General features: G+C 61.5%; 14 protein-coding genes and 1 other RNA gene. 9 read left to right on the forward strand and 6 right to left on the reverse strand.

The genetic code is table 11. From position 1 onward, the window contains the following. Positions 1 to 56: 56 nt before the first annotated feature. On the forward strand, positions 57 to 2,444 hold the full coding sequence (locus K1567_RS23980; protein ID WP_034099705.1) for a diguanylate cyclase: 2,388 nt from the start codon (positions 57 to 59) through the stop codon (positions 2,442 to 2,444). A gap of 100 nt (positions 2,445 to 2,544) precedes the next feature. Here K1567_RS23980 and dacB read toward each other — a convergent pair whose 3' ends face one another. After that, positions 2,545 to 4,005, reverse strand: a complete 1,461-nt coding sequence (gene dacB / locus K1567_RS23985) for a D-alanyl-D-alanine carboxypeptidase/D-alanyl-D-alanine-endopeptidase (RefSeq protein ID WP_034099704.1) — start codon at positions 4,003 to 4,005, stop codon at positions 2,545 to 2,547. 237 nt (positions 4,006 to 4,242) lie between these two features. Here dacB and K1567_RS23990 point away from each other — a divergent pair, with 237 nt between their 5' ends. Beyond that, positions 4,243 to 4,587: a YggL family protein gene (locus K1567_RS23990; RefSeq protein WP_034099703.1), complete on the forward strand. Its 345-nt coding sequence runs from the start codon at positions 4,243 to 4,245 to the stop codon at positions 4,585 to 4,587. A gap of 54 nt (positions 4,588 to 4,641) precedes the next feature. Here the strand turns inward: K1567_RS23990 and K1567_RS23995 are convergent, their stop codons facing one another. Next, entirely contained in the window at positions 4,642 to 5,832 is a 1,191-nt protein-coding gene (locus tag K1567_RS23995) for a benzoate/H(+) symporter BenE family transporter (protein ID WP_034099702.1), read from the reverse strand. Positions 5,833 to 6,076: 244 nt separating this feature from the next. Between K1567_RS23995 and K1567_RS24000 the strand changes: the two genes are divergently transcribed. Next, entirely contained in the window at positions 6,077 to 6,841 is a 765-nt protein-coding gene (locus K1567_RS24000; RefSeq protein ID WP_015885332.1) for a GntR family transcriptional regulator, read from the forward strand. Positions 6,842 to 6,980: 139 nt separating this feature from the next. On the opposite strand, the gene guaD is transcribed toward K1567_RS24000, so the two are convergent. From guaD to xdhA, 4 genes are all read right to left on the reverse strand, one after another. Further along, positions 6,981 to 8,285: a guanine deaminase gene (gene guaD, locus K1567_RS24005; protein WP_034138943.1), complete on the reverse strand. Its 1,305-nt coding sequence runs from the start codon at positions 8,283 to 8,285 to the stop codon at positions 6,981 to 6,983. A 7-nt stretch (positions 8,286 to 8,292) separates the two neighbouring features. Then, on the reverse strand, positions 8,293 to 9,135 hold the full coding sequence (xdhC, locus tag K1567_RS24010) for a xanthine dehydrogenase accessory protein XdhC (RefSeq protein WP_213632348.1): 843 nt from the start codon (positions 9,133 to 9,135) through the stop codon (positions 8,293 to 8,295). A 117-nt stretch (positions 9,136 to 9,252) separates the two neighbouring features. Next, positions 9,253 to 11,652: a xanthine dehydrogenase molybdopterin binding subunit gene (gene xdhB, locus K1567_RS24015; protein ID WP_220698933.1), complete on the reverse strand. Its 2,400-nt coding sequence runs from the start codon at positions 11,650 to 11,652 to the stop codon at positions 9,253 to 9,255. Further along, positions 11,645 to 13,093, reverse strand: a complete 1,449-nt coding sequence (xdhA, locus tag K1567_RS24020; RefSeq protein WP_034099698.1) for a xanthine dehydrogenase small subunit — start codon at positions 13,091 to 13,093, stop codon at positions 11,645 to 11,647. Before xdhA ends, xdhB begins: the two co-directional genes overlap by 8 nt. Before the next feature lie 279 nt (positions 13,094 to 13,372). Here xdhA and K1567_RS24025 point away from each other — a divergent pair, with 279 nt between their 5' ends. The 6 genes from K1567_RS24025 (at position 13,373) to ffs (ending at position 22,662) form a co-directional block, all read left to right on the forward strand. Continuing rightward, positions 13,373 to 14,032 (forward strand): GntR family transcriptional regulator, encoded by a 660-nt coding sequence (locus tag K1567_RS24025; protein WP_034114814.1) that lies wholly within the window; start codon positions 13,373 to 13,375, stop codon positions 14,030 to 14,032. Positions 14,033 to 14,034: 2 nt separating this feature from the next. Further along, positions 14,035 to 17,523, forward strand: coding sequence for a chromosome segregation protein SMC (gene smc, locus K1567_RS24030; protein WP_220698934.1), 3,489 nt, complete (start codon positions 14,035 to 14,037; stop codon positions 17,521 to 17,523). Between the two features lie 292 nt (positions 17,524 to 17,815). Continuing rightward, complete coding sequence (gene zipA, locus K1567_RS24035) at positions 17,816 to 18,679, forward strand: cell division protein ZipA (protein WP_220698935.1); 864 nt, start codon at positions 17,816 to 17,818, stop codon at positions 18,677 to 18,679. Between the two features lie 86 nt (positions 18,680 to 18,765). Further along, on the forward strand, positions 18,766 to 21,132 hold the full coding sequence (gene ligA, locus K1567_RS24040) for an NAD-dependent DNA ligase LigA (protein WP_047881282.1): 2,367 nt from the start codon (positions 18,766 to 18,768) through the stop codon (positions 21,130 to 21,132). 119 nt (positions 21,133 to 21,251) lie between these two features. Further along, positions 21,252 to 22,418 (forward strand): putative zinc-binding metallopeptidase, encoded by a 1,167-nt coding sequence (locus tag K1567_RS24045; RefSeq protein ID WP_034099693.1) that lies wholly within the window; start codon positions 21,252 to 21,254, stop codon positions 22,416 to 22,418. A 147-nt stretch (positions 22,419 to 22,565) separates the two neighbouring features. After that, positions 22,566 to 22,662, forward strand: an RNA gene (gene ffs, locus K1567_RS24050) — signal recognition particle sRNA small type. Positions 22,663 to 22,719 lie beyond the last annotated feature (57 nt).

The following is a 22,719-nucleotide window of genomic DNA, read 5'->3' on the forward strand; positions in this document are numbered from 1 at the left end:
ACTTAAGGCCAAGCCAAAGTGACACCCCCCGCACGCTGGCGTTGTGAGTGTTGCCTATGCCGTTGCAAGCCGTTCGCCCGAAAATCCTAGGCTTCATCAGTGAGCAGGCATCGGCTTGGCTGGTGGCATTGGTGGTGCTGTTGGCCGGTTGTACCTTGACGGGTATCGTCGCCTGGGCCACTCACGATCTGTATCAGCAGCAGGTGCGCCAGCGCTTTCAACTGCTGGTCAACGAGCGCTACACCCGTTTGCAGGAGCGCTTTGAAGATCAGGAACAACGCCTTAACAGCCTGCGGCGTTTTTTTGTCAATTCCTCCGATGTGTCCCGCGAAGAGTTCGATGGGTTTACCCAGCCGTTGCTTCTGCGCGCCCGCGCGTACGCCTGGGCGCCACGGGTGCTGCGTCAGCAACGCAGCGAGTTTGAACAGCAAGTGTCCCGTGAAAGGGGCGTGGATTTCGTGATCCGTGAGTTGAACCCGGCGGGTGAACTGGCCCCCGCGCCGGAGCGCGAGGAGTACGTACCAGTGCTCTACAGTCAAACCCAAAGCCTGTTGGGCTCGCCCTTGGGCTTCGATCTATTGGCCCAGCCCTTGCGGCGTTCGGCGCTGGAGCGCGCGCATAAAAGCGGCAAGCTGGCAGTATCTCAACCCATGCAGTTGGTGGGCGTGGAGCCAGCTTATGCAGCCGGCGTATTGCTGGTGGCGCCCGTGAGCCGTGAGGTGGGCGCAGAACAACCTTATGGCTACGTCATGGCGGTGATCAGCATGCGCCAGCTGATGGCCGACGGTTTGCCCAAGCCGGAGCGGGACAACCTGGTGATGCAGATTGTCGACACCTCCGACCAGCAACAACGTGTGCTTTATGAATCCAACAATGCCGTGGCCGACAGCGGCCTCGTTGGGGTGCGGCGCTTGACCCTAGGCGATCATGTCTACGCCTTGACCCTGCGGCCGAGCGAAGTATTCGCCCGGGCCAACCATTCTTCGCTGGCCGCTATCCTGACCATGGGCAGCTTGCTCAGCCTGCTGCTGAGCATCTTGCTGTATATGCTGGTCAGCCAGCGCCAGCGTGCTTTGAAGATGGTCGAGCAGCGTACTCAGCAGTTGCGTCTGCGTGAGCAGGAATTGCGCGGTGCGCACGGTCAATTGCGCAGTGTGCTGAACGCTGCCACCCAGGTTGCGATTATTGCCACTGACCTGCGCGGTGTGATCAACACGTTCAATGCCGGTGCCGAACAGATGCTTGGCTTCACGGCCGATCAAGTGGTGGGCAAGTTGACCCTGGAAAGCCTGCACCTGGCGACGGAGCTGGAAATGCGCTCTGTCAAACTGGGCGTGACCCTGGGTAAGCGCATCCCCGCGAGCCAGGCCATGTTGGTAGAAAGCCCCGACAGCTTGCACGAGGCCCGTGAGTGGACGTTGATTCGAAACGACGGCAGCCCGTTGAACGTCACCATGTTGGCCACCGTTCTGCTGGACGACCACGGCCTTTGGGTCGGGCATTTGGCGATCTACCTGGACGTGACCGAGCAAAAGCGCGCCTACGAAGCCTTGGCCGCGCGCGATCGATTGCTCAAAAAACTCAGCGCCCATGTCCCCGGTGGGATCTTTCAGTTCACCCTGGAACCTCAGGACAACTGGCGCTTCCTCTATGCCAGCGACGGCATGCGCGATATCTACGAAATTGAAACCGGGCTGTTGCAGCAGGATGCCAAGCGCGTGTTCGAACGCATCCATCCGCTGGACGCGGAGCGGGTGCGCGCCTCGGTGCGCTTGTCGGCGTTGCAACTGAGCCACTGGCGCGAAGAATATCGCGTGCTGTTACCGCAACGTGGCCTGCGCTGGATTCGTGGCGAAGCAACCCCGGAAGAGTTACCCGGCGGCGGCACACTGTGGCATGGGTATGTGTCGGATATTTCCGATCTCAAGCGGGTAGAGGAGGAGCTGCGCGCCTTGTCCATCACCGACTCGCTGACAGGCATTTATAACCGGCGCTACTTTCAGGATCGCTTGCGCGCCGAAATCGCCAGGCTCAATCGAACCTGCGGAGCGTTGTCGGTGATCATGCTGGATATCGATCATTTCAAGCGCATCAATGACAAGCATGGCCACGCGGTAGGCGATGGCGTGTTGCAGGAGTTGTGCTCGCGTATCAGCCAACGTCTGCGCCGCACCGATGTGTTCTGCCGTTTTGGGGGCGAAGAGTTTATGGTGTTGTGCCCCACCACCGATGGCGAACAGGCCTACAGCCTGGCGCTGGAATTGTGGCAGTCGTTGCGCAGTGCGCCGATGGAGCCGGTGGGGATCGTCACCGCCAGCTTTGGCGTGGCCAGCTGGCGGGGCGATGAAGGCATCGATGGGCTGCTGCTGCGCGCCGACTCGGCGGTGTATGTGGCCAAGCAGGCGGGCAGGGACCGGGTGGAGGCCGAAAGGGTTCAGGCTTGAAAGGCTGGCGGGATACTTAAAGGCTTACGCATGACTCGGTGGTGAGCAGGGCAAGCCTGCTCGCCAGTAAATCCCTTCCACAGGTGAACGATGGTGTGTGCTAGAGCACCGGTGCCGCCGCCGTCAGTTTTGGCTGGCGATACAGATCCAGCAGCACCTGGTCCAGTACCGACGACGCGCCCCATGGCTTCGGATCGTTGAGGATCGCCACCACAACCCATGAATTGCCGTTGTTGTCGCGGCTGAACCCGGCGATGGCGCGCACAGTGTTCAAGGTGCCGGTCTTGACGTGGGCTTCGCCGCGCATGGCGGTGGTCTTCAAGCGCTTACGCATAGTGCCGTCGGTGCCGGCGATGGGCATCGAGCTGATGTACTCCGCCGCGTAAGGGCTTCTCCACGCGGCTTGCAGCATGGCCGCCATCTCACGAGCGCTGACCCGTTCGGCGCGGGACAGGCCGGAGCCGTTCTCCATCACCAAGTGCGGCGCGGTGATGCCTTTTTTCGCCAGCCACTGACGCACCACGCGCTGCGCGGCCTTGGCATCGTCGCCGTCGGCATCGTTACGGAACTGCGCGCCCAGGCTCAGGAACAACTGCTGGGCCATGGTGTTGTTACTGTATTTGTTGATGTCGCGGATGATTTCCGCCAGGTCCGGCGAGAACGCGCGTGCCAGGACCTTGGCATCCTTGGGCACCGGCGCCTGGATATCGCGGCCCTGGATGCTGCCGCCCAGTTCCTTCCAGATCGCCCGCACCGCGCCGGCGGTGTAGGTGGCGTGGTCGAGCAGCGACAGGTAGGTCTGTGAACTGCAGCCGTCGGCCAGTTGCCCGCTGACGGTCACCGTCACGCTGCCATCGGCGGCGGTTACCGGGTTGTAACGAACATCGCCGGTGCATTGCTTGGCGTTGGAGACCTTGACCTGATTGTCGATACGAATGCTGGCAATCGGTGGCTCTACCGAAACGAGTACCCGTCCGCCATCGTTGCGCGTGACGAAACGCAGGGCCTTGAGGTTGACCAGCAGCGCATCGGGCTTGACCAGGAACGGCTTGTTCTCGTCATTGCCATCGTCGTTGAATTCCGGCAATTGCGGCGGGATAAAGAAGCCGCGATCCAGCACCAGGTCACCAGTGACTTGCTGCACACCGTTGGCGCGCAAATCGCGCATCAGCAGCCAGAGCTTTTCCATATTCAGCTTGGGGTCGCCACCGCCCTTGAGGTACAGGTTGCCATGCAGCACGCCACCGTTGAGGGTGCCGTCGGTATAGAACTCAGTTTTCCACTGGTGGTTGGGGCCGAGCATTTCCAGGGCCGCATAGGTGGTGACCAGTTTCATGGTAGAGGCCGGGTTCACCGAAACGTCGGCGTTGAATACGGTGGGCGTGCCGGGGCCGTTGAGCGGCAGCATGACCAGGGACAACGCAGTATTTTGCAGTTTGGCTTTTTGCAGGGCCTGCGCGACGTTGGGCGGCAGGGTGGTGTTGATCGGAGCGGCGGTGACGGAAAAGGCCAGTGGCAGAAGAAACCCGGCAAGTAACAATGGACGCAAAGATTTGATCATAAAGAATAAGACCCTACTGCTGAGGAGGGTGAAAAAGGCGAGGGGTAAATAGGAAAAATCCCTCAATGGTCAAGAAAGTGTCGGCATTATGCCCCAAGGCGCGGGCTCTTGTAGCTGAACGATAGCTGCTAATGCGCGTTTTTTTCCACACAAACCGCCGCCCGTCCCAGAGAGTCGGGCAATCGCCGTCTTAAACTGCTAAAGTGCCGGCCGTTATTACTTAAGAGGACTGTTCCAATGGCGACTAACCGTTCCCGGCGTCTGCGCAAAAAACTGTGCGTTGATGAATTTCAAGAGCTGGGTTTCGAACTGAACCTGGACTTCAAAGAAGGTTTGGACGATGAAGCGGTTGACGCTTTCCTCGAAGCATTCCTGACTGAAGCGATGGACGGCAATGGCCTGGACTACGTAGGCGGCGACGACTTCGGTCTGGTGTGCTCGGCCAAACGCGGTTCGGTCAGCGAAGAGCAGCGTGCAACCGTCGAGGCGTGGCTCAAGGCCCGCCCAGAGCTGACTCGCGTTGAAGTGAGCCCGCTGTTGGACGCATGGCACCCAGAGACGCCGATCAACCCGGTAGCCTGATGTGCTGAAACAGCGACCCGCCCGGGTCGCTGTTTCGTTTGGGGCTTTGAAAACTCAGGCCTTGCGCCCATTTAGAATCAACAGCGTCAACACCCCCGCCACGATCCCCCAGAACGCCGAGCCGATGGAAAACAACGTCAAGCCTGACGCGGTGACCATAAAGGTGATCAGCGCCGCTTCCCGTTCCTTGGGTTCGTTCATGGCAATGCTCAAGCCGTTGATGATCGAGCCAAATAACGCCAACGCCGCAATCGACAGCACCAGTTCCTTGGGCAAGGCTGCGAACAATGCCGCCAGTGTCGCGCCGAACACACCGGCAATGCCGTAGAACACACCGCACCAAACCGCTGCTGTGTAACGCTTGTTACGGTCTTCGTGGGCGTGGGGGCCAGTGCAGATGGCCGCGCTGATCGCCGCCAGGTTGATGCCGTGGGAGCCGAACGGTGACAGCACCAACGAGGCCAGGCCGGTGGCGGTGATCAGCGGCGAGGCCGGCACGTTATAGCCATCGGCACGTAACACCGCCACGCCCGGCATGTTCTGCGAGGTCATCGCCACCACGAACAGCGGAATGCCGATGCTGATGGTGGCTGCCAGCGAGAAGTGCGGGGTGGTCCACACCGGCGTGGCGACTTCCAGATGAAACCCGCTGAAATCCAGCAACCCCATCGCGCCCGACAACAGGGTGCCGATGATCAGCGCGGCAAGCACGGCATAGCGCGGTGACACGCGCTTGATGATCAGGTAGGTGAAGAACATCCCCAGCACCAGGCCGGTGCGATGCTGCGCCGCGACGAAAATCTCACTGCCGATCTTGAACAGAATGCCAGCCAGTAACGCGGCTGCCAGCGACGCCGGAATGCGCTTGACCAGTTTTTCAAAGCTGCCGGTCAGCCCGCACAGCGTCACCAGCACCGCGCAGGTGATATAGGCGCCGATGGCTTCGCCGTAGGTGACACCGCCCAGGCTGGTGATCAACAGCGCCGCGCCGGGGGTGGACCAGGCGATGGTAATCGGCGTGCGGTAACGCAGGGACAAGCCAATGCTGCACACCGCCATGCCGATGGAAATCGCCCAAATCCATGAGGAGATCTGCGCCGTGGTCAAACCTGCGGCCTGTCCGGCTTGAAACATCAGCACCAAGGAGCTGGTGTAGCCGGTCATCATGGCAATAAAGCCGGCGACAACCGCCGAAGGGGAAGTGTCGGCCAGTGGGCGCAGGGGCGCTTGGGTGGCGTCAGTCATGAACGCTGTTCCTTTTTACCTGGGGTTTGCCGGTGAAGGCGCAGATTCAAGCCTAAACTCAAACGTAACGACGCATTGCAATACAGCCGAGGCCGCAAACAGCCGTACAGTGTGTTGGCCTGTTGGGTTGTGTACAATGTGCGCTGTTTTTAGCGGATACTTGCCAGCGACCCGCTGTTGCCGTATTACCGTAAAGTCGCCGTATCACCGATAATTCGCCGCCGTTCTCCAAACCCGAGTGCCCATGAACGAACAGTTGCAACCTCTCAAGAAACAACCGCGAGCCGGCAAGGCCGGTCGCAGCGGAACCCAGGACGATATTGTCTATGCGCATATCTTCGAGGCCATCCTTGAACAACGCCTGGCGCCCGGAACCAAGTTGAGTGAAGAGGCACTGGGGGAAATCTTTGGCGTGAGCCGCACCATCATTCGTCGCGCCCTGTCGCGCCTGGCCCATGAAGGCGTGGTATTGCTGAGGCCCAATCGCGGCGCGGTGGTGGCCAGCCCGAGTGTCGAAGAAGCGCGTCAGGTGTTCCTGGCCCGTCGCCTGGTAGAGCGGGCGATCACCGAGCTGGCGGTGCAGCACGCCACCGCCGAGCAACTAGCCGAGTTGCGCCAGATGGTCAACGACGAGCGCGACAGTTTTTCCCGTGGTGATCGTGGTGCCGGTATCCGCCTTTCCGGCGAATTCCACCTCAAACTGGCCGAAGCGGCAAAGAATGCACCGCTGATCAGCTTCCAGCGCAGCCTGGTGTCCCAGACCTCGTTGATCATCGCTCAGTACGAAAGCGGTAACCGCTCCCACTGCTCCTACGATGAGCACACCCAGTTGATCGATGCCATCGAAGCCCGCGACGCGGCGTTGGCGGTGAACCTGATGATGCATCACATGGATCACATCGACAGCAAGCTCAACCTCGATGAAGAGAGCGCGTCGGATGATCTGCATGCGGTGTTCTCGCATCTGTTGCAGACCAAGAAGCCTGGGCGTTCCTCGATAAAGCTGTAATTTTCCTGGTTTGCCAAGGACAAAATGTGGGAGGGGGCTTGCCCCCCGATAGCAGTGGAACAGTCACCTCATGCAGTGACTGACACTCTGTTATCGGGGGCAAGCCCCCTCCCACATTGGTTTTGTGCTGGTGCCAAGATCAGCGTTGGTGCACCCGTTGGCCGGCGGCATAGGTCTGCAGCACGGTGCGGTCATCCCCCAGGGTCATCAATACAAACAACGTTTCGTCGATGCTGTTCGACTGCTTCAGGCGGTAGCTGAGCAGCGGTGTGGCGTTGTAGTCCAGCACCAGGAAGTCCGCATCCGTGCCCGGTTGCAATGTGCCGATCTTGTCTTCAAGGCGCAGCGCCCGCGCGCCGCCCAGGGTCGCCAGGTACAGCGATTTGAACGGGCTCAACCGCGCGCCCTGCAACTGCATGACTTTGTAGGCTTCGTTCAAGGTTTGCAGCAGCGAGAAACTGGTGCCGCCGCCCACATCGGTACCCAGGCCAACGTTCAGTTTGTGCTTCTCGGCCATCGGCAAGTTGAACAGGCCGCTGCCCAGGAACAGATTCGAGGTCGGGCAGAAGGCGACCGCCGAGCCGGTTTGCGCCAAGCGCGCGCATTCGTCGTCGCACAGGTGCACGCCGTGGGCAAACACCGAGCGCTCGCCCAGCAGCTTGTAATGGTCATACACATCCAGGTAGCCGCTGCGCTCCGGGAACAACGCTTTCACCCACTGCACTTCCTGCAGGTTCTCGCTGATGTGGGTCTGCATATACAGATCCGGATATTCCCCCAGCAGCTGCCCGGCCAGTGTCAATTGCTCCGGCGTGCTGGTGGGGGCGAAGCGTGGCGTGACCGCATAGTGCAGCCGGCCTTTGCCATGCCAGCGCTCGATCAACATCTTACTGTCCTGATAACTGGACTCGGGCGTGTCGGTCAGATAGTCCGGCGCGTTGCGGTCCATCATCACCTTGCCGGCGATCATGCGCAGGTCGAGTTTCTGCGCCGCTTCGAAAAACGCGTTCACCGATTGCGGGTGCACACTGCCGAACACCAATGCGGTGGTGGTGCCGTTGCGCAGCAGTTCCTTGATGAAAATATCCGCCACTTGCTCGGCATGGGCCTTGTCGGCGAACTGGCTTTCGCAGGGGAAGGTGTACGTGTTGAGCCAATCCAGCAACTGTTCGCCATAAGCGCCGACCATTCCGGTTTGCGGCAGGTGGATATGGGTGTCGATCAGGCCGGGGGTGATCAGCGCGTCCTGGTAGTGGGTCACGTCAATATCGGCCGGCAGTGTCGGCAGCAATTCGCTGGCGTGCCCGAGGGCGCTGATCTGGCCGTTATCAATCACCAGCAGGCCGTCTTCAAAATACTCATAGGACGCTTCGATGCCCACCTCGGCGGGGTCGGCAATGCTGTGCAGGATGGCGGCGCGGTAGGCTTTGCGGGTCAAAGGCATGGTCTTCTCAATGGGTCGCTTGGCTGCGGCGTGACACCGGCAGCAGTTTGGCAATCGGTTCGGCGCCGGCGTTGTGCTGGCCGAAATTGGCGTTGTAAGTGGCGATGATTTCGCCGGCGATGGAGATGGCGATCTCCACCGGTAATTTGCCCTTCACCTCGGTGAGGCCCATGGGGCAGCGCATGCGTTGCAGTTGGGCGGCGTCGAAGCCGCGATCGCGCAGGCGGTGTTCGAACTTGACGCGTTTGGTCTGCGAGCCGATCAGGCCGAAGTAGGCGAAATCGTTGCGTTTGAGCAACGCGGCGCTCAGCTCCAGGTCGAGTGCGTGATTGTGGGTCATGACGATGCAGTAGCTGCCCACCGGTAAGTCGGCGATTTCGTCGACGGGTTCTTCGCTGACGATTTTACGCACGCCCTCGGGGATCTGTTGCGGAAACTCCTGCTCGCGCGAATCGATCCAGCGCACCCGGCACGGCAGGCTCGCCAGCAACGGCACCAGGGCGCGTCCCACATGGCCGGCGCCGAATACCGCAATCTGCGCCTGCACCTGGCCCATGGGTTCGAACAGCAGCACGGTGACGCCGCCGCAGCACTGGCCCAAGCTCGCGCCCAGGCTGAAGCGCTCCAGATGGGTGTTCTGCTGGCCACGGGCGAGCATGTCGCGGGCGATCTGCATCGCTTTGTATTCCAGGTGCCCACCGCCAATGGTGTCGAAGGTTTGCGACGCACTGATGACCATCTTGGAACCGGCATTGCGTGGCGTGGAGCCGAGTTCTTCGATGATGGTCACCAGGACGCAAGGTTCGCCCTGGTTCTGCAGGTCGGCGAGGGCGCTGATCCAGTTGTTCATAGTCACCTCTAGTGATGTCTTTCAGGCCGCTATCGGGGGCAAGCCCCCTCCCACATTTGAAAGCATTCGCAGATCACTATGTGGGAGGGGGCTTGCCCCCGATGGCAGCACCTCGATCTAGAGCGAAGCCATCTCGGCTTCAGTCTCAACGGCTGTCGCCGCCTGCAACTGGCGCATCTGTTCGCAACCCCACAACACCCGCTCGGGTGTCGCCGGCGCGTCGATCTTCGGCTGATGGCGATAACCTGCAAGGCTCGCCACCGCATCCTTGATCGCGCACCACGAGGCAATGCCGAGCATGAACGGCGGTTCACCCACGGCCTTGGAGTGGAACACCGTGTCTTCCGGGTTCTTGCGGTTTTCCACCAGCTTCACCCGCAGGTCCAGGGGCATGTCGGCGACCGCCGGGATCTTGTAGCTGGCCGGGCCGTTGGTCATCAATTTGCCTTTGTCGTTCCACACCAGTTCCTCCATGGTCAGCCAGCCCATGCCCTGGATGAAACCGCCTTCCACCTGGCCGATGTCGATGGCCGGGTTCAGCGACGCGCCCACATCGTGAAGAATGTCCGTGCGCAGCATCTTGTATTCACCGGTCAGGGTATCGACGAGCACTTCGCAACACGCCGCGCCGAACGCGTAGTAATAGAACGGCCGGCCACGGGACTGGCTGCGGTCGTAAAAGATTTTCGGGGTCTTGTAGAACCCGGTGCTCGACAGCGAGACCTGGGCGAAGTACGCCTGCTGGATCAGCGCCTCGAAGGTCAGGATCTGCTCGCGCACCCGCACATGGCCATTGTGAAACTGCACATCCGCTTCACTGACGTCGTACTTGCGCGCAGCGAATTCCACCAGGCGCTGCTTGATGGTTTCGGCGGCATTTTGCGCGGCCTTGCCGTTCAGGTCGGCACCGCTGGAGGCGGCGGTCGGCGAAGTGTTGGGCACCTTGTCGGTGTTGGTGGCGGTGATCTGCACGCGGTCGATGCTGACCTGGAACACTTCGGCCACCACTTGCGCGACCTTGGTGTTCAGTCCCTGGCCCATCTCGGTGCCGCCATGGTTCAGGTGGATGCTGCCGTCGGTGTAGACATGGATCAGCGCGCCGGCCTGGTTGAGGAAACTGGCGGTAAACGAAATGCCGAATTTGACCGGGGTCAGCGCCAGGCCTTTTTTCAGGATCGGGCTATGGGCGTTGTAACGACGAATGGCTTCGCGGCGTTCGGCATATTGGCTGCTGGCTTCCAGTTCGGCGGTCATCTCTTCGAGCATGTTGTGCTCGACGGTCTGGTAGTAGTGGGTGACGTTGCGCTCGGTCTTGCCATAGTAATTGGCCTTGCGCACGGCCAGCGGGTCGAGCGCCAGATGGCGGGCGATGGCGTCCATCACTTCTTCGATGGCGACCATGCCTTGCGGGCCGCCGAACCCCCGGTAAGCGGTGTTGGAGGCGGTGTTGGTCTTGCAGCGATGGCCATTGACCGTGGCGTCGCCCAGGTAATACGAGTTGTCGGCGTGGAACATGGCGCGGTCGACAATCGAGTTCGACAGGTCCGGCGAGCAGCCGCAATTGCCGGCAAGCTCCAGATTGATGCCGTTCAGACGACCGGTGTCGTCGAAGCCCACGTCGTATTCGATATAGAAGGGGTGGCGCTTGCCGGTCATCAGCATGTCTTCGACCCGAGGCAGGCGCATCTTGGTCGGCTGGCCGGTCAGGTGGGCAATCACCGCGCACAGGCATGCCGGGCTGGCGGCCTGGGTCTCCTTGCCACCGAACCCGCCGCCCATGCGACGCATGTCCACGACGATTTTATTCATCGAAACGTCTAACACTTCGGCCACCAGCTTCTGTACTTCGGTGGGGTTCTGCGTGGAGCAATAGACGATCATGCCGCCGTCTTCGGTGGGCATCACCGAGGAGATTTGGGTTTCCAGGTAGAAGTGCTCCTGGCCGCCGATATGCAGCGTGCCCTGAATGCGATGTTGAGCCGCGGCCAACGCGCCCGCCGAATCGCCACGCTGGTGGGTGTGGCTGTCGAGCACGAAGTGTTTATTGCGATAGGCCTCGACCACATCCAGGACCGGTTCCAGGTCCTGGTATTCGATCACCGCCGCCATCGCCGCTTTACGCGCGGTCTCCAGGTCGCGGGCGGCGACGGCCAGCACCACCTGGCCGACGAACTGCACAGTGTCGATGGCCAGCAGCGGATCGCCAGGCAACAGCGGGCCGATGTCTTTCAAACCTGGCACGTCTTCATGGGTGATGACGATGCGCACACCCTCGAAGGCGTAGCAGGGGGCGGTGTCGATGCTGAGGATGCGGGCGTGGGCGCGGTCGGACAGCCGCGCGTACACATGCAACTGGTTGGGGAATTCCAGGCGGTCGTCGATGTACTGCGCCTCCCCCGATACGTGCTTGGCGGCGCTGTCATGCTTGACGCTGCGCCCGACTCCGCTGGTCAAGTCCTGGGCGAACAGTTCGGCCAGCTCGGCCTGGGTTTTTTCCACGGCGTGATGGTTAGACATAAGCGGTCACCCGAGTCTCGATATGCGGCGTTTGCAGCTCGATGAAATATTTGCGCAGCAGGTTCTGCGCGCTGAGCAGGCGGTATTCCTTGCTGGCGCGGAAATCCGACAGCGGGGTGAAATCCTCGGCGAGGGCGGCGCAGGCTTGCTCGACCGTGGCGGCGTTCCAAGTCGCGCCCACCAGCACGGCCTCGCAGTGCCGCGCGCGTTTGGGTGTGGCGGCCATGCCGCCGAAGGCCACGCGGGCGGCTTGGACCACACCGTTGTCGAGGGTCAGGTTGAAGGCGGCGCAGACCGCCGAAATATCGTCATCCAGACGTTTGGAGACTTTGTAGGCACGGAACAGCGTATGGCCCTTTGGCACGATGATTTTCTCGATGAACTCGCTGTCCTGGCGCGCGGTCACGCGGTAATCGATGAAGTAGTCCTCCAGCGCCAGGGTGCGCCGGGTGTTGCCTTTGCACAGCACGATCTGCGCGCCCAGGGCGATCAGCAGCGGCGGCGAATCGCCGATCGGCGAGGCGTTGCCGATATTGCCGCCCAGGGTGCCCTGGTTGCGGATCTGCAGGGAGGCGAAGCGGTGCAGCAGATCGCCGAAGTCCGGATACGCTTGGTGCAACGCGGCGTAGCAGTCGGAGAGCGGGGTGGCGGCGCCGATTTCCAGGCGGTCGTCGAACGACTCGATGCGCTTCATTTCTTCAATGTTGCCGACGTAGATCATCACCGGCAGCGTGCGGTGGAACTGGGTGACCTCCAGCGCCAGATCGGTGCCGCCGGCCAGTAAGCGGGCTTGCGGATAGGCGTCGTAGAGGTCGGCCAGGTCGGCTACCGTCAGGGGCACCAGGCAGCGTTTATCGCCACTGTTGAGTTCGCCGGTCTGGGTCGGGGCGATGGCTTTAAGGCGTGCAATGGTCTGGGCTTGGCGGCTGTCGAACTGGTCTGCGGGCTTGTTGCAGCAGGCCTGTTCGGCGGCGGCGAGAATCGGCCGGTAGCCGGTGCAGCGGCACAGGTTGCCGGCCAGGGCCTCATGGGCCTTGGCGCTGTCGGGGGCGTCGCTGTTTTTCTGCAGGGCAAACAACGACATCACGAAACCGGGGGTGCAAAACCCGCATTGCGAGCCGTGGCACTCGACCATCGCCTGCTGCACGCTGTGCAGTTGGCCTTGGTGCTTGAGGTCTTCGACGCTGATCAGTTGTTTGCCGTGCAATGACGAAACGAAGGTCAGGCACGAATTGAGGCTGCGATAGCGAATCTGCTCGACGCCCTGGGCATCGCTGTGCAGCTCGCCGACTACCACGGTGCAGGCACCGCAATCGCCGCTGGCGCAGCCTTCCTTGGTGCCGGATTTGCCCACATGCTCACGTAAATAGTTGAGCACGGTCAGGTTGGGGTCCAGGGCGTGCTCGCTACGGAGTTCCTGGTTGAGTAAAAACTGGATCACGGAAGGCCTCGCAGACTCATTATTGTTGTTAACCGCTGTGGGCCGAATCTAGTCATGTCTGACTTTTCGGTCAATTGTTTTCTGACCTAAGGGTCAAGAAAATGCGGTCACAACCCATTCAATTATGGTTCAGTCTTCTGGAACCGGCGTTTTTGGCGGCGTGTAGACAGGCAGAGCTGCTTATTTCATGCCAATTCGCGACAGTGGGCGTAGCGCCATCAGCGGGCCAATGCGCTACACTGCCGCGCTTGTACCGATAGACGATTTTGAAGGAAACCCATGACGTTCAAGGCGCCGGACAGTCTCGCCGAGCAGATCGCTCACCACCTCGCCGAACGTATCATTCGCGGCGATCTCAAGCCTGGGGAGCGCATCCAGGAACAGAAGGTCACGCTGGCACTCAATGTCAGCCGCGGCTCCGTGCGCGAAGCCTTGCTGATCCTTGAACGCCGGCACCTGATCGCGATCCTGCCGCGCCGTGGCGCCCACGTCACCGAACTCACCGCGCACAAGGTGCAAAGCCTGTGCACGTTGATGGGCGAGCTGTACATCCTGCTCGGCAATGCGGTGGCGCAGGGCTGGCAGACCCAGGCCGATATGGCGCCGTTCGTGCAGATCCAGCAGCGTCTGGTGAGCAATTTCGAACGTCAGGACATCCGCGCGTTCGTCGAAGAAAGCTTCAATGTGATGCGCGCCGCGTACCCCTTCGCTAACAACCCGTACCTGCAGGAAACCGTCGAAAACCTGCAACCGGCGATGAACCGCGCCTATTACCTGGCCCTGGACCAGCGCAAGGCCGAGATGAGCGAGTACCTGGCGCTGTTCGAGCAACTGCTTGCCGCCGTGCTGGCCCGTGACTTGCCGCAGATCCGCCAGGTGCTGTCGGCCTACGGTCAGCGCAGTTGCTCGCTGGTTATCGCAGCGTTGGCGGACGCCTAAACGTGCGGCTCAAGTGCATCAAACTGGCGGGGTTCAAATCCTTCGTCGACCCGACCACGGTGAACTTCCCCAGTAATATGGCGGCGGTGGTCGGGCCCAATGGTTGCGGCAAGTCGAACATCATCGACGCCGTCCGCTGGGTGATGGGCGAGAGCTCGGCCAAGAACCTGCGCGGCGAGTCGATGACCGACGTCATCTTCAACGGCTCCACCAGCCGTAAGCCGGTGAGCCAGGCCAGCATCGAGCTGGTGTTCGACAACTCCGACGGCACCCTGATCGGCGAATACGCGGCCTATGCGGAAATCTCCATCCGCCGCAAAGTCACGCGCGACAGCCAGAACAGTTATTTCCTCAACGGCACCAAGTGCCGCCGTCGCGACATCACCGATATCTTCCTCGGCACCGGCCTGGGCCCACGCAGCTATTCGATCATCGAACAGGGCATGATCTCCAAGCTGATCGAAGCCAAGCCCGAGGACCTGCGCAACTTTATCGAGGAAGCGGCCGGCATCTCCAAGTACAAGGAACGTCGCCGCGAGACCGAAAACCGCATCCGCCGCACCCACGAAAACCTCGCCCGCCTGACCGACCTGCGCGAAGAGCTGGAGCGCCAGTTGGAGCGTTTGCACCGTCAGGCCCAGGCCGCCGAGAAGTATCAGGAATACAAGGGCGAAGAGCGCCAGCTCAAGGCCCAATTGTCGGCCCTGCGCTGGCAAGCCTTGAACGATCAAGTGGGCCAGCGCGAAGCGATCATCGGCACCCAGGAAATCAGCTTCGAAGCGCTGGTGGCCGAGCAGCGCAACGCCGACGCCAGCATCGAACGCCTGCGCGACGGGCACCACGATCTGTCCGAGCGCTTCAATCTGGTGCAGGGCCGCTTCTATTCGGTGGGTGGCGATATCGCCCGGGTCGAGCAGAGCATCCAGCACGGCCAGCAACGTCTGCGCCAATTGCAGGACGATCTGAAGGAAGCCGAGCGCGCGCGCCTGGAGACCGAATCCCACCTGGGCCACGACCGCACCTTGCTGCTGACCCTCGGCGAAGAGCTGGACATGCTCACCCCTGAGCAGGAGATCACCAGCGCCGCCGCCGAAGAAGCCGCCGCCGCCCTGGAAGAAGCCGAAACCACCATGCACGGCTGGCAGGAACAGTGGGACGCCTTCAACCTGCAATCGGCCGAACCGCGCCGCCAGGCCGAAGTGCAGCAGTCGCGCATCCAGCAACTGGAAACCAGTATGGAACGTCTGGCCGAGCGCCAGCGCCGCTTGCAGGAAGAGCGCGTGCTGCTCGCCGCCGACCCGGAAGATGCGGCGATCATGGCGCTCAGCGAGCAACTGGCCGAAAGCGAAATGACCCTGGAAGAACTCGAAGCCAGCGAAGAGCAGCAAGTCGAGCGCCTGGAGCAACTGCGCCAGCAACTGCAACAGGCGACCCAGGCCCAGCAGCAGGCCCAGGGCGACCTGCAACGGCTCAACGGGCGTCTGGCGTCCCTTGAAGCCTTGCAACAAGCCGCGCTGGACCCGGACACCGGCACGGCCGAGTGGCTGCGCGACCAACACCTGGCCGAGCGCCCGCGCCTGGCCGAAGGTTTGAAGGTCGACGCCGGTTGGGAGCTGGCCGTGGAAACCGTGTTGGGCGCCGATCTGCAAGCCGTGCTGGTGGACGATTTTGGCGGCTTTGACCTCGCCGGCTTTGCCCAGGGCGATCTGCGTTTGCTCAGCCCCGCCGCGGATGGTGCGCGGGTGCCGGGCAGCTTGTTGGATAAGGTCGAAGCCGCGATTGATCTGTCGCCGTGGCTGGGCCAAGTGCGGCCGGTGGAGTCCTTGGAGCAGGCACTGGCCCAGCGCGGTCAACTGGCGGTCGGCGAAAGCCTGATCAGCCGCGACGGTTACTGGGTCGGCCGGCACTTTTTGCGCGTGCGTCGCGCCAGTGAAGCGCAAAGCGGCGTTCTGGCCCGTGGCCAGGAAATCGTCAATCTGAGCGCCGAGCGCGAAGAGCGCGAAGCCACCCTCGAACGCCTGGAAACCGAACTGCAAACCCTGCGCGCCACCCAGCGTCAGCAAGAGACCGGCCGCGAGCACCTGCGTCGGCTTTTGCAGGATGAGGCGCGCCAGCAAGGCGAACTCAAGGCGCAGCTATCGGCAAGCAAGGCCAAGGTCGAGCAACTGAGCCTGCGTCGCACCCGTCTCGACGAAGAAGTCGCCGAGATGGGCGAGCAACGCGCGCTGGAGCACGAACAAATCGGCGAAGCGCGCCTGCACTTGCAGGAAGCCCTCGACAGCATGGCTCAGGACACCGAGCAACGGGAACTGCTGCTGGCCCAGCGCGACAGCCTGCGCGAACGTCTCGACCGCGTGCGCCAGGAAGCGCGCCAGCACAAAGACCACGCCCATCAGTTGGCGGTGCGCCTGGGCTCGCTCAAGGCCCAGCACGCGTCCACGGCCCAGGCCCTTGAGCGCCTGGAGATGCAATCCGAGCGCCTGACCGAAAAGCGCGAACAACTGAGCCTGAATCTGGAAGAGGGCGAAGCGCCGCTGGAAGAGCTGCGCCTCAAGCTCGAAGAGTTGCTCGACAAGCGCATGACCGTCGACGAAGAACTCAAGACCGCACAGATCGCCCTGGAAGACGCCGACCGCGAACTGCGCGACGCGGAAAAACGCCGGACCCAGGCCGAGCAGCAGTCCCAGTTGATTCGCGGCCAGCTCGAACAGCAGCGCATGGAATGGCAAGCCCTGACCGTGCGCCGCAAAACCTTGCAGGACCAATTGCTCGAAGACGGCTACGACCTGCACGGCGTGCTCAATACCCTGACCGCCCAGGCCAACGAGAAAGACGCCGAAGAAGAACTCGAACGCATTGCCGCGCGGATTCAACGCCTCGGCGCAATCAACCTTGCGGCCATCGACGAATACCAGCAGCAATCCGAACGTAAGCGCTACCTGGACGCTCAGGACGCGGATCTGGTGGAGGCGCTCGACACCCTGGAAAACGTAATTCGCAAGATCGACAAGGAAACCCGCAACCGTTTCAAAGATACCTTTGATCAGATTAATGGCGGTTTACAGGCGTTATTCCCAAAAGTTTTCGGTGGCGGCAGCGCTTACTTGGAACTGACGGGCGAAGATCTACTCGATACAGGGGTGACGATCATGGCGCGCCCGCCGGGTAAGAAGAACAGCACCATTCATTTGCTGTCTGGTGGGGAAAAAGCCCTGACCGCCTTGGCGTTGGTGTTTGCCATCTTCAAGCTGAACCCGGCGCCGTTCTGCATGCTCGATGAAGTGGATGCACCGCTGGATGATGCGAACGTTGGACGCTATGCGCGGTTGGTCAAAGAGATGTCCCAGACCGTGCAGTTCATCTATATCACCCACAACAAGATCGCCATGGAAATGGCTGATCAACTGATGGGGGTGACGATGCACGAGCCGGGATGTTCGCGCTTGGTGGCGGTGGATGTGGAAGAGGCGATGGCGATGGTGGACGCCTGACGGCAAGCTTCAAGCGGTAAGTGAGTCAGCTTGAAGCTTGTCGCTCAGGGGCTGTGGTTCACAGTTGGCGTCTGCTGTAGGAGATTGCCTGCTACGCCTGAAAGCTGGCAATTCGACACATTTCGCGCCAACTGTGTAAAGTTATCTTTGGTCGTGCTAGTTTAATGTCAATTTTTCGTGTGCGTGGGCAAAACGTCAGTCAGAACATAGAGTTGGCGCCACGTTTTAAAGCGGTTTGCACGATGCTAAACCCCTTATTTTTCAGCATTTTTTATTAGAGGCACGGGATTACATGGAAATCGGTCTGCGCGAGTGGCTGATCGTCATCGGCATTATTGTCATTGCCGGTATTCTTTTTGATGGCTGGCGCCGCATGCGCGGTGGCAAGGGCAAGCTCAAATTCCGTCTGGACCGTAACCTGTCCAACCTGCCCGACGACGACGGCAGCGCCGAGCTGCTGGGGCCGCCCCGTGTGCTGGACACCCATAAAGAGCCGCAACTGGACGAGCACGACCTGCCGTCGATGAGCGCGCCGGCGCGTGAAGCCCGCGAGCCATCGTCCAAACGCGGCAAACGCAGTGGCGCAGCGGTTGCCGAACCCCATCAGGGTGACCTTAACCTCGACGTGGATGAAGGCCCGAGTTTCAGCAGCCGTGACGACGATTTCCCCGATGAGAACGCCGCCAAGAACGCGCCGCGCCAATCGGTCAACGATCAGCCGGCCGCCGAAGAAGTGCTGGTGATCAGCGTGATCTGCCGCGACGCCGCCGGCTTCAAAGGCCCGGCGCTGTTGCAGAACATCCTCGAAAGCGGCCTGCGCTTCGGCGAGATGGATATTTTCCACCGCCACGAAAGCATGGCGGGCAACGGCGAAGTGCTGTTCTCCATGGCCAATGCCGTCAAGCCAGGTACTTTCGATCTGGACGATATCGACCTGTTCAGCACGCCGGCGGTTAGCTTCTTCCTCGGCCTGCCAGGCCCGCGCCACCCGAAACAAGCGTTCGATGTGATGGTGGCCGCAGCACGCAAGCTGTCTCAGGAACTCAACGGCGAGTTGAAGGACGACCAACGCAGCGTCCTGACCGCCCAGACCATCGAACACTACCGTCAGCGCATCGTCGAGTTCGAGCGTCGCGCCCTGACACAGAAACGCTGAGGATTGGCCTCAAGCGTTGTCGATAGAATAAGCGCACCAACATTTGAGCAGCTTCGGCTGCTCTTTTGCTTTATGAGAGAACACCCATGACCGCCGCCCATACCCGCATCCTCGAACTGCGCGCTGAACTGGATCAGCACAACTACCGGTATTACGTCCTCGACGAGCCAAGCATCCCGGACGCCGAATACGACCGACTGTTCCACGAACTCAAGGCTCTCGAAGACGAGCACCCGGAGCTGGTCACGCGGGATTCACCGACGCAGCGGGTCGGTGGCGCGGCGCTGTCGGCGTTCACCCAGGTCAAGCATGAGATTCCGATGCTCAGCCTGGGCAACGCCTTCGATGAAGCCAGCATGCTTGAGTTCGATCGTCGCGTTACTGAAGGTCTCGATCTGCCTGTGGGCGATCTGTTTGGCGGTGGCGCGGCGGTGGAGTACAGCTGCGAGCCGAAACTCGATGGCCTGGCGGTCAGCCTGTTGTATCAAGACGGCGAGCTGGTGCGCGGTGCCACCCGGGGCGACGGCACCACCGGCGAAGACATCAGCGTCAACGTGCGCACCGTGCGCAATATCCCCCTGAAGCTGCATGGCAGCGGCTGGCCGGCGACCCTGGAAGTGCGCGGCGAGGTGTTTATGTCCAAGGCCGGGTTCGAGCGGCTTAACGCTTCGCAACTGGAAGTGGGCGGCAAGACCTTTGCCAACCCGCGCAATGCCGCTGCCGGTAGCCTGCGCCAGTTGGATTCGAGAATCACCGCCAGCCGCCCGCTGGAGTTCTGCTGCTACGGGATCGGTCAGGTCACGGCGGATATCAGCGACACCCATATCGGCAACCTCAAGCAGTTACAGAAGTGGGGACTGCCGATCAGTCACGATCTGAAGCTGGCCAAGGGGATTCAGGAATGCCTCGATTACTACCGTGACATCGGCGAGCGACGTAACAGCCTGCCGTATGAAATCGACGGTGTGGTGTTCAAGGTCAACAGCCTTGCCTCCCAGCGCGAACTGGGCTTTCGCGCCCGCGAGCCGCGCTGGGCCATCGCCCACAAGTTTCCGGCCATGGAAGAACTCACCGAACTGCTCGACGTGGAATTCCAAGTCGGCCGTACCGGCGCCGTGACCCCGGTGGCCCGCCTGAAACCGGTCAAGGTCGCGGGTGTGACCGTGTCCAACGCCACCTTGCACAACATGGACGAAGTGGCGCGCCTGGGCCTGATGATCGGCGACACCGTGATCATCCGCCGTGCCGGTGATGTGATCCCTCAGGTGGTCTCAGTGGTCACCGATCGCCGCCCGGAACATGCGCGTGCGGTGCAGATCCCTGAAAGCTGCCCGGTGTGCGGTTCCCATGTGGAACGCACGCAACTGGTCAAGCGCAGCAAGGGCAAGGAAACCGTCAGCGAAGGCGCGGTGTACCGTTGCGTCGGGCGCCTGGCCTGTGGCGCGCAGCTCAAGCAAGCGATCATCCACTTTGTGTCCCGCCGCGCCATGGACATCGACGGCTTGGGCGACAAAACCATCGAGCAATTGGTGGATGAACATCTCATCGCGTCACCGGCCGACCTGTACAAGCTCACGTACGAGCAGATCATCGACCTGGAAGGCTTTGCCGATATCTCCAGCAAAAAGCTGATCACCGCCATCGAAAACAGCAAATCGCCGACCCTCGCACGCTTTATCTACGCCCTGGGCATTCCCGATGTGGGCGAGGAGACCGCCAAGGTGTTGGCGCGCTCGCTGGCGTCCCTTGCGCGCGTGCAGCAGGCGTTGCCGGAGGTACTGACGTACTTGCCGGACGTGGGTCTGGAAGTGGCGCACGAGATCCACAGTTTCTTTGAGGACAGCCATAACCAGCAGGTGATCGGTGCGTTGCTTTCTCCGGACGAATGCGGCCTGCAATTGCAGGATCAGGGCGACCTGAGCGCGGAATTTGCCGCCAGCGCGACGTTGGGCGGGCTGCTCGACAAGCTCAATATCCCCAGCGTCGGCCCTGGCGCCGCGCAGAAACTGGCGGACAAGTTCGGCAGCCTTGACGGCGTAATCCAGGCCGACTGGCTGGACATGCGCCAGGCACTGCCTGAAAAGCAGGCCAAGGCCGTGCGCGACTTCTTCGATAATCCGCAGAACGCCCGCCGTGCACAGGCCATCGAGCAGCAGCTCAAGGATTTCGGCATGCACTGGCACAGCGCGAAGAAAGTCGTCGAAGGCTTGCCGGAAGCCGGCCACACCTGGGTACTGACCGGTTCGTTGGAGCTGATGAGCCGCGATGTGGCCAAGGACAAACTGGAAAGCCTGGGCGCCAAGGTCGCCGGTTCCGTCTCGGCCAAGACCCACTGTGTGGTGGCGGGCCCTGGGGCTGGTTCAAAGCTGGCCAAGGCCACCGAGCTGGGCCTGAAGGTGCTGGATGAAGAGGCGTTTGTTGCCTTTCTTGCCCAGCATAATGTGACTGTCTGATGGCGTGTGCCGGGCGCGGGCTTGCCGCGCGTCGGGCGGCGCTGCAACCCTACAGCAGCGAAGTGGAACGATCCCGAGCCCTGAATGATCTAGTCTGGGTCACCTAGGGAGAGATCGCCATGTTCCGCTATTTCGAGCAACTCAGTTCGCGCATCGCCGCACCGTTCATGGCCGACACTTCGCGTAACAGCAAAGTCTGGCAATGCCGCTGCGGCCAGCCGCTGTTCTTTCGCAATAGTCAGTGCCTGGCTTGCTCGGCGCTGTTGGGTTATCAGCCGCAGCAGAGCCGCTTGGCGTCCCTTCGGCCCGGGCCCGTTGCCGGAACGTGGCTGCAGGACGGCAATCTCGACGCCGGGGCCTTCCGCCGTTGCGCCAACCTCGACACCCCGGCGGCCTGCAACTGGCTGATCCCGGCCCACAGCACTGCGCCGTTGTGCGTGGCCTGCAGCCTCAATCGCACCATTCCCGACCTGTCCATCGTGGACAACCATGAACGCTGGCGCAAAGTGGAAACCGCCAAGCGCCGCCTGGTGGCGCAGTTGATCAGCCTGGGCCTGCAGGTGGTGCCCAAGAGCGTCGACGAAGAGACCGGCCTGGCCTTCGACTTTATCGGTGTCGACCTGGAGGGCAACGCGCCCACCACCGGGCATGCCAACGGCCTGATCACCCTCGACATCAAGGAAGCCGACGACGCCCACCGCGAAAAAGTCCGCGTGCAGATGCACGAGCCTTACCGCACCTTGCTCGGCCATTTTCGCCATGAAGTCGGCCACTACTATTGGGATCGCCTGATCGCCGGCAGCCACTGGATCGAACCGTTTCGCCAACTGTTCGGTGACGAACGCGCCAGTTACGCCGAGGCCCTCGACCGGCATTATCAGCACGGCCCGCGACCGGACTGGCAGGAAGCCTGCGTCAGCGCCTACGCCACCATGCACCCCTGGGAAGACTGGGCGGAAACCTGGGCGCATTACCTGCACATGATGGACGCCGTGGATACCGCCCTAGGCTTCGGCATGAGCGCGCGGGAGATGGACCTGGATTACCAACCATTCCCCCTTGCCACCCTCTACGATCCCGCGCACCCCGGCGGTCCGGCGTTTCTGGCGTTCGTCAATGCGTGGATCGAACTGGCCGGCATGCTCAACGAACTGTCGCGCAGCATGGGTCAACCGGATTTCTACCCCTTCGTACTGCCACCGGCGGTGATCGCCAAACTGCACTTTATCCATCTGGTGATCCAGGAAGAGGGCGGCCGTGCGGACGAGGTGCTGCAAGCACAATGATCAACCCATGTGGGAAGGGCATGCTGAGGGCCATGGCAAGTGCTTGAACCTCTTCATATTTTTAATCCGTAACCAACGGTTGTAACTTCCGATGAGATCGGTACAATGGCGCGGCTTGCCGAGAGGCCAGCGTCGTTATGGTGACCCCATCGGTCCCCCCGCAACGATTACCCGTTAACCTGGTCAGGCCCGGAAGGGAGCAGCCACAGCGGGAACATTGTGTGCCGGGGTGTGGCTGGTGGGGTTGCCTCCATAACGCAAGTCCTTGAATTCTCAAGGATTTCTCAGTCAAAAATCTCGA

This window comes from Pseudomonas sp. S5F11 (assembly GCF_019641515.1).
GTDB classification, from domain to species: Bacteria; Pseudomonadota; Gammaproteobacteria; order Pseudomonadales; family Pseudomonadaceae; genus Aquipseudomonas; species Aquipseudomonas rhodesiae.

Excerpts from the sequence above, each read along its gene's own strand:
- K1567_RS23980 (WP_034099705.1), top strand. The coding sequence starts at position 57 with ATGCCGTTGCAAGCCGTTCGCCCGAAAATCCTAGGCTTCATCAGTGAG.
- dacB (WP_034099704.1), bottom strand. The coding sequence starts at position 4,005 with ATGATCAAATCTTTGCGTCCATTGTTACTTGCCGGGTTTCTTCTGCCA.
- K1567_RS23990 (WP_034099703.1), top strand. The coding sequence starts at position 4,243 with ATGGCGACTAACCGTTCCCGGCGTCTGCGCAAAAAACTGTGCGTTGAT.
- K1567_RS23995 (WP_034099702.1), bottom strand. The coding sequence starts at position 5,832 with ATGACTGACGCCACCCAAGCGCCCCTGCGCCCACTGGCCGACACTTCC.
- K1567_RS24000 (WP_015885332.1), top strand. The coding sequence starts at position 6,077 with ATGAACGAACAGTTGCAACCTCTCAAGAAACAACCGCGAGCCGGCAAG.
- guaD (WP_034138943.1), bottom strand. The coding sequence starts at position 8,285 with ATGCCTTTGACCCGCAAAGCCTACCGCGCCGCCATCCTGCACAGCATT.
- xdhC (WP_213632348.1), bottom strand. The coding sequence starts at position 9,135 with ATGAACAACTGGATCAGCGCCCTCGCCGACCTGCAGAACCAGGGCGAA.
- xdhB (WP_220698933.1), bottom strand. The coding sequence starts at position 11,652 with ATGTCTAACCATCACGCCGTGGAAAAAACCCAGGCCGAGCTGGCCGAA.
- K1567_RS24025 (WP_034114814.1), top strand. The coding sequence starts at position 13,373 with ATGACGTTCAAGGCGCCGGACAGTCTCGCCGAGCAGATCGCTCACCAC.
- zipA (WP_220698935.1), top strand. The coding sequence starts at position 17,816 with ATGGAAATCGGTCTGCGCGAGTGGCTGATCGTCATCGGCATTATTGTC.
- ligA (WP_047881282.1), top strand. The coding sequence starts at position 18,766 with ATGACCGCCGCCCATACCCGCATCCTCGAACTGCGCGCTGAACTGGAT.
- K1567_RS24045 (WP_034099693.1), top strand. The coding sequence starts at position 21,252 with ATGTTCCGCTATTTCGAGCAACTCAGTTCGCGCATCGCCGCACCGTTC.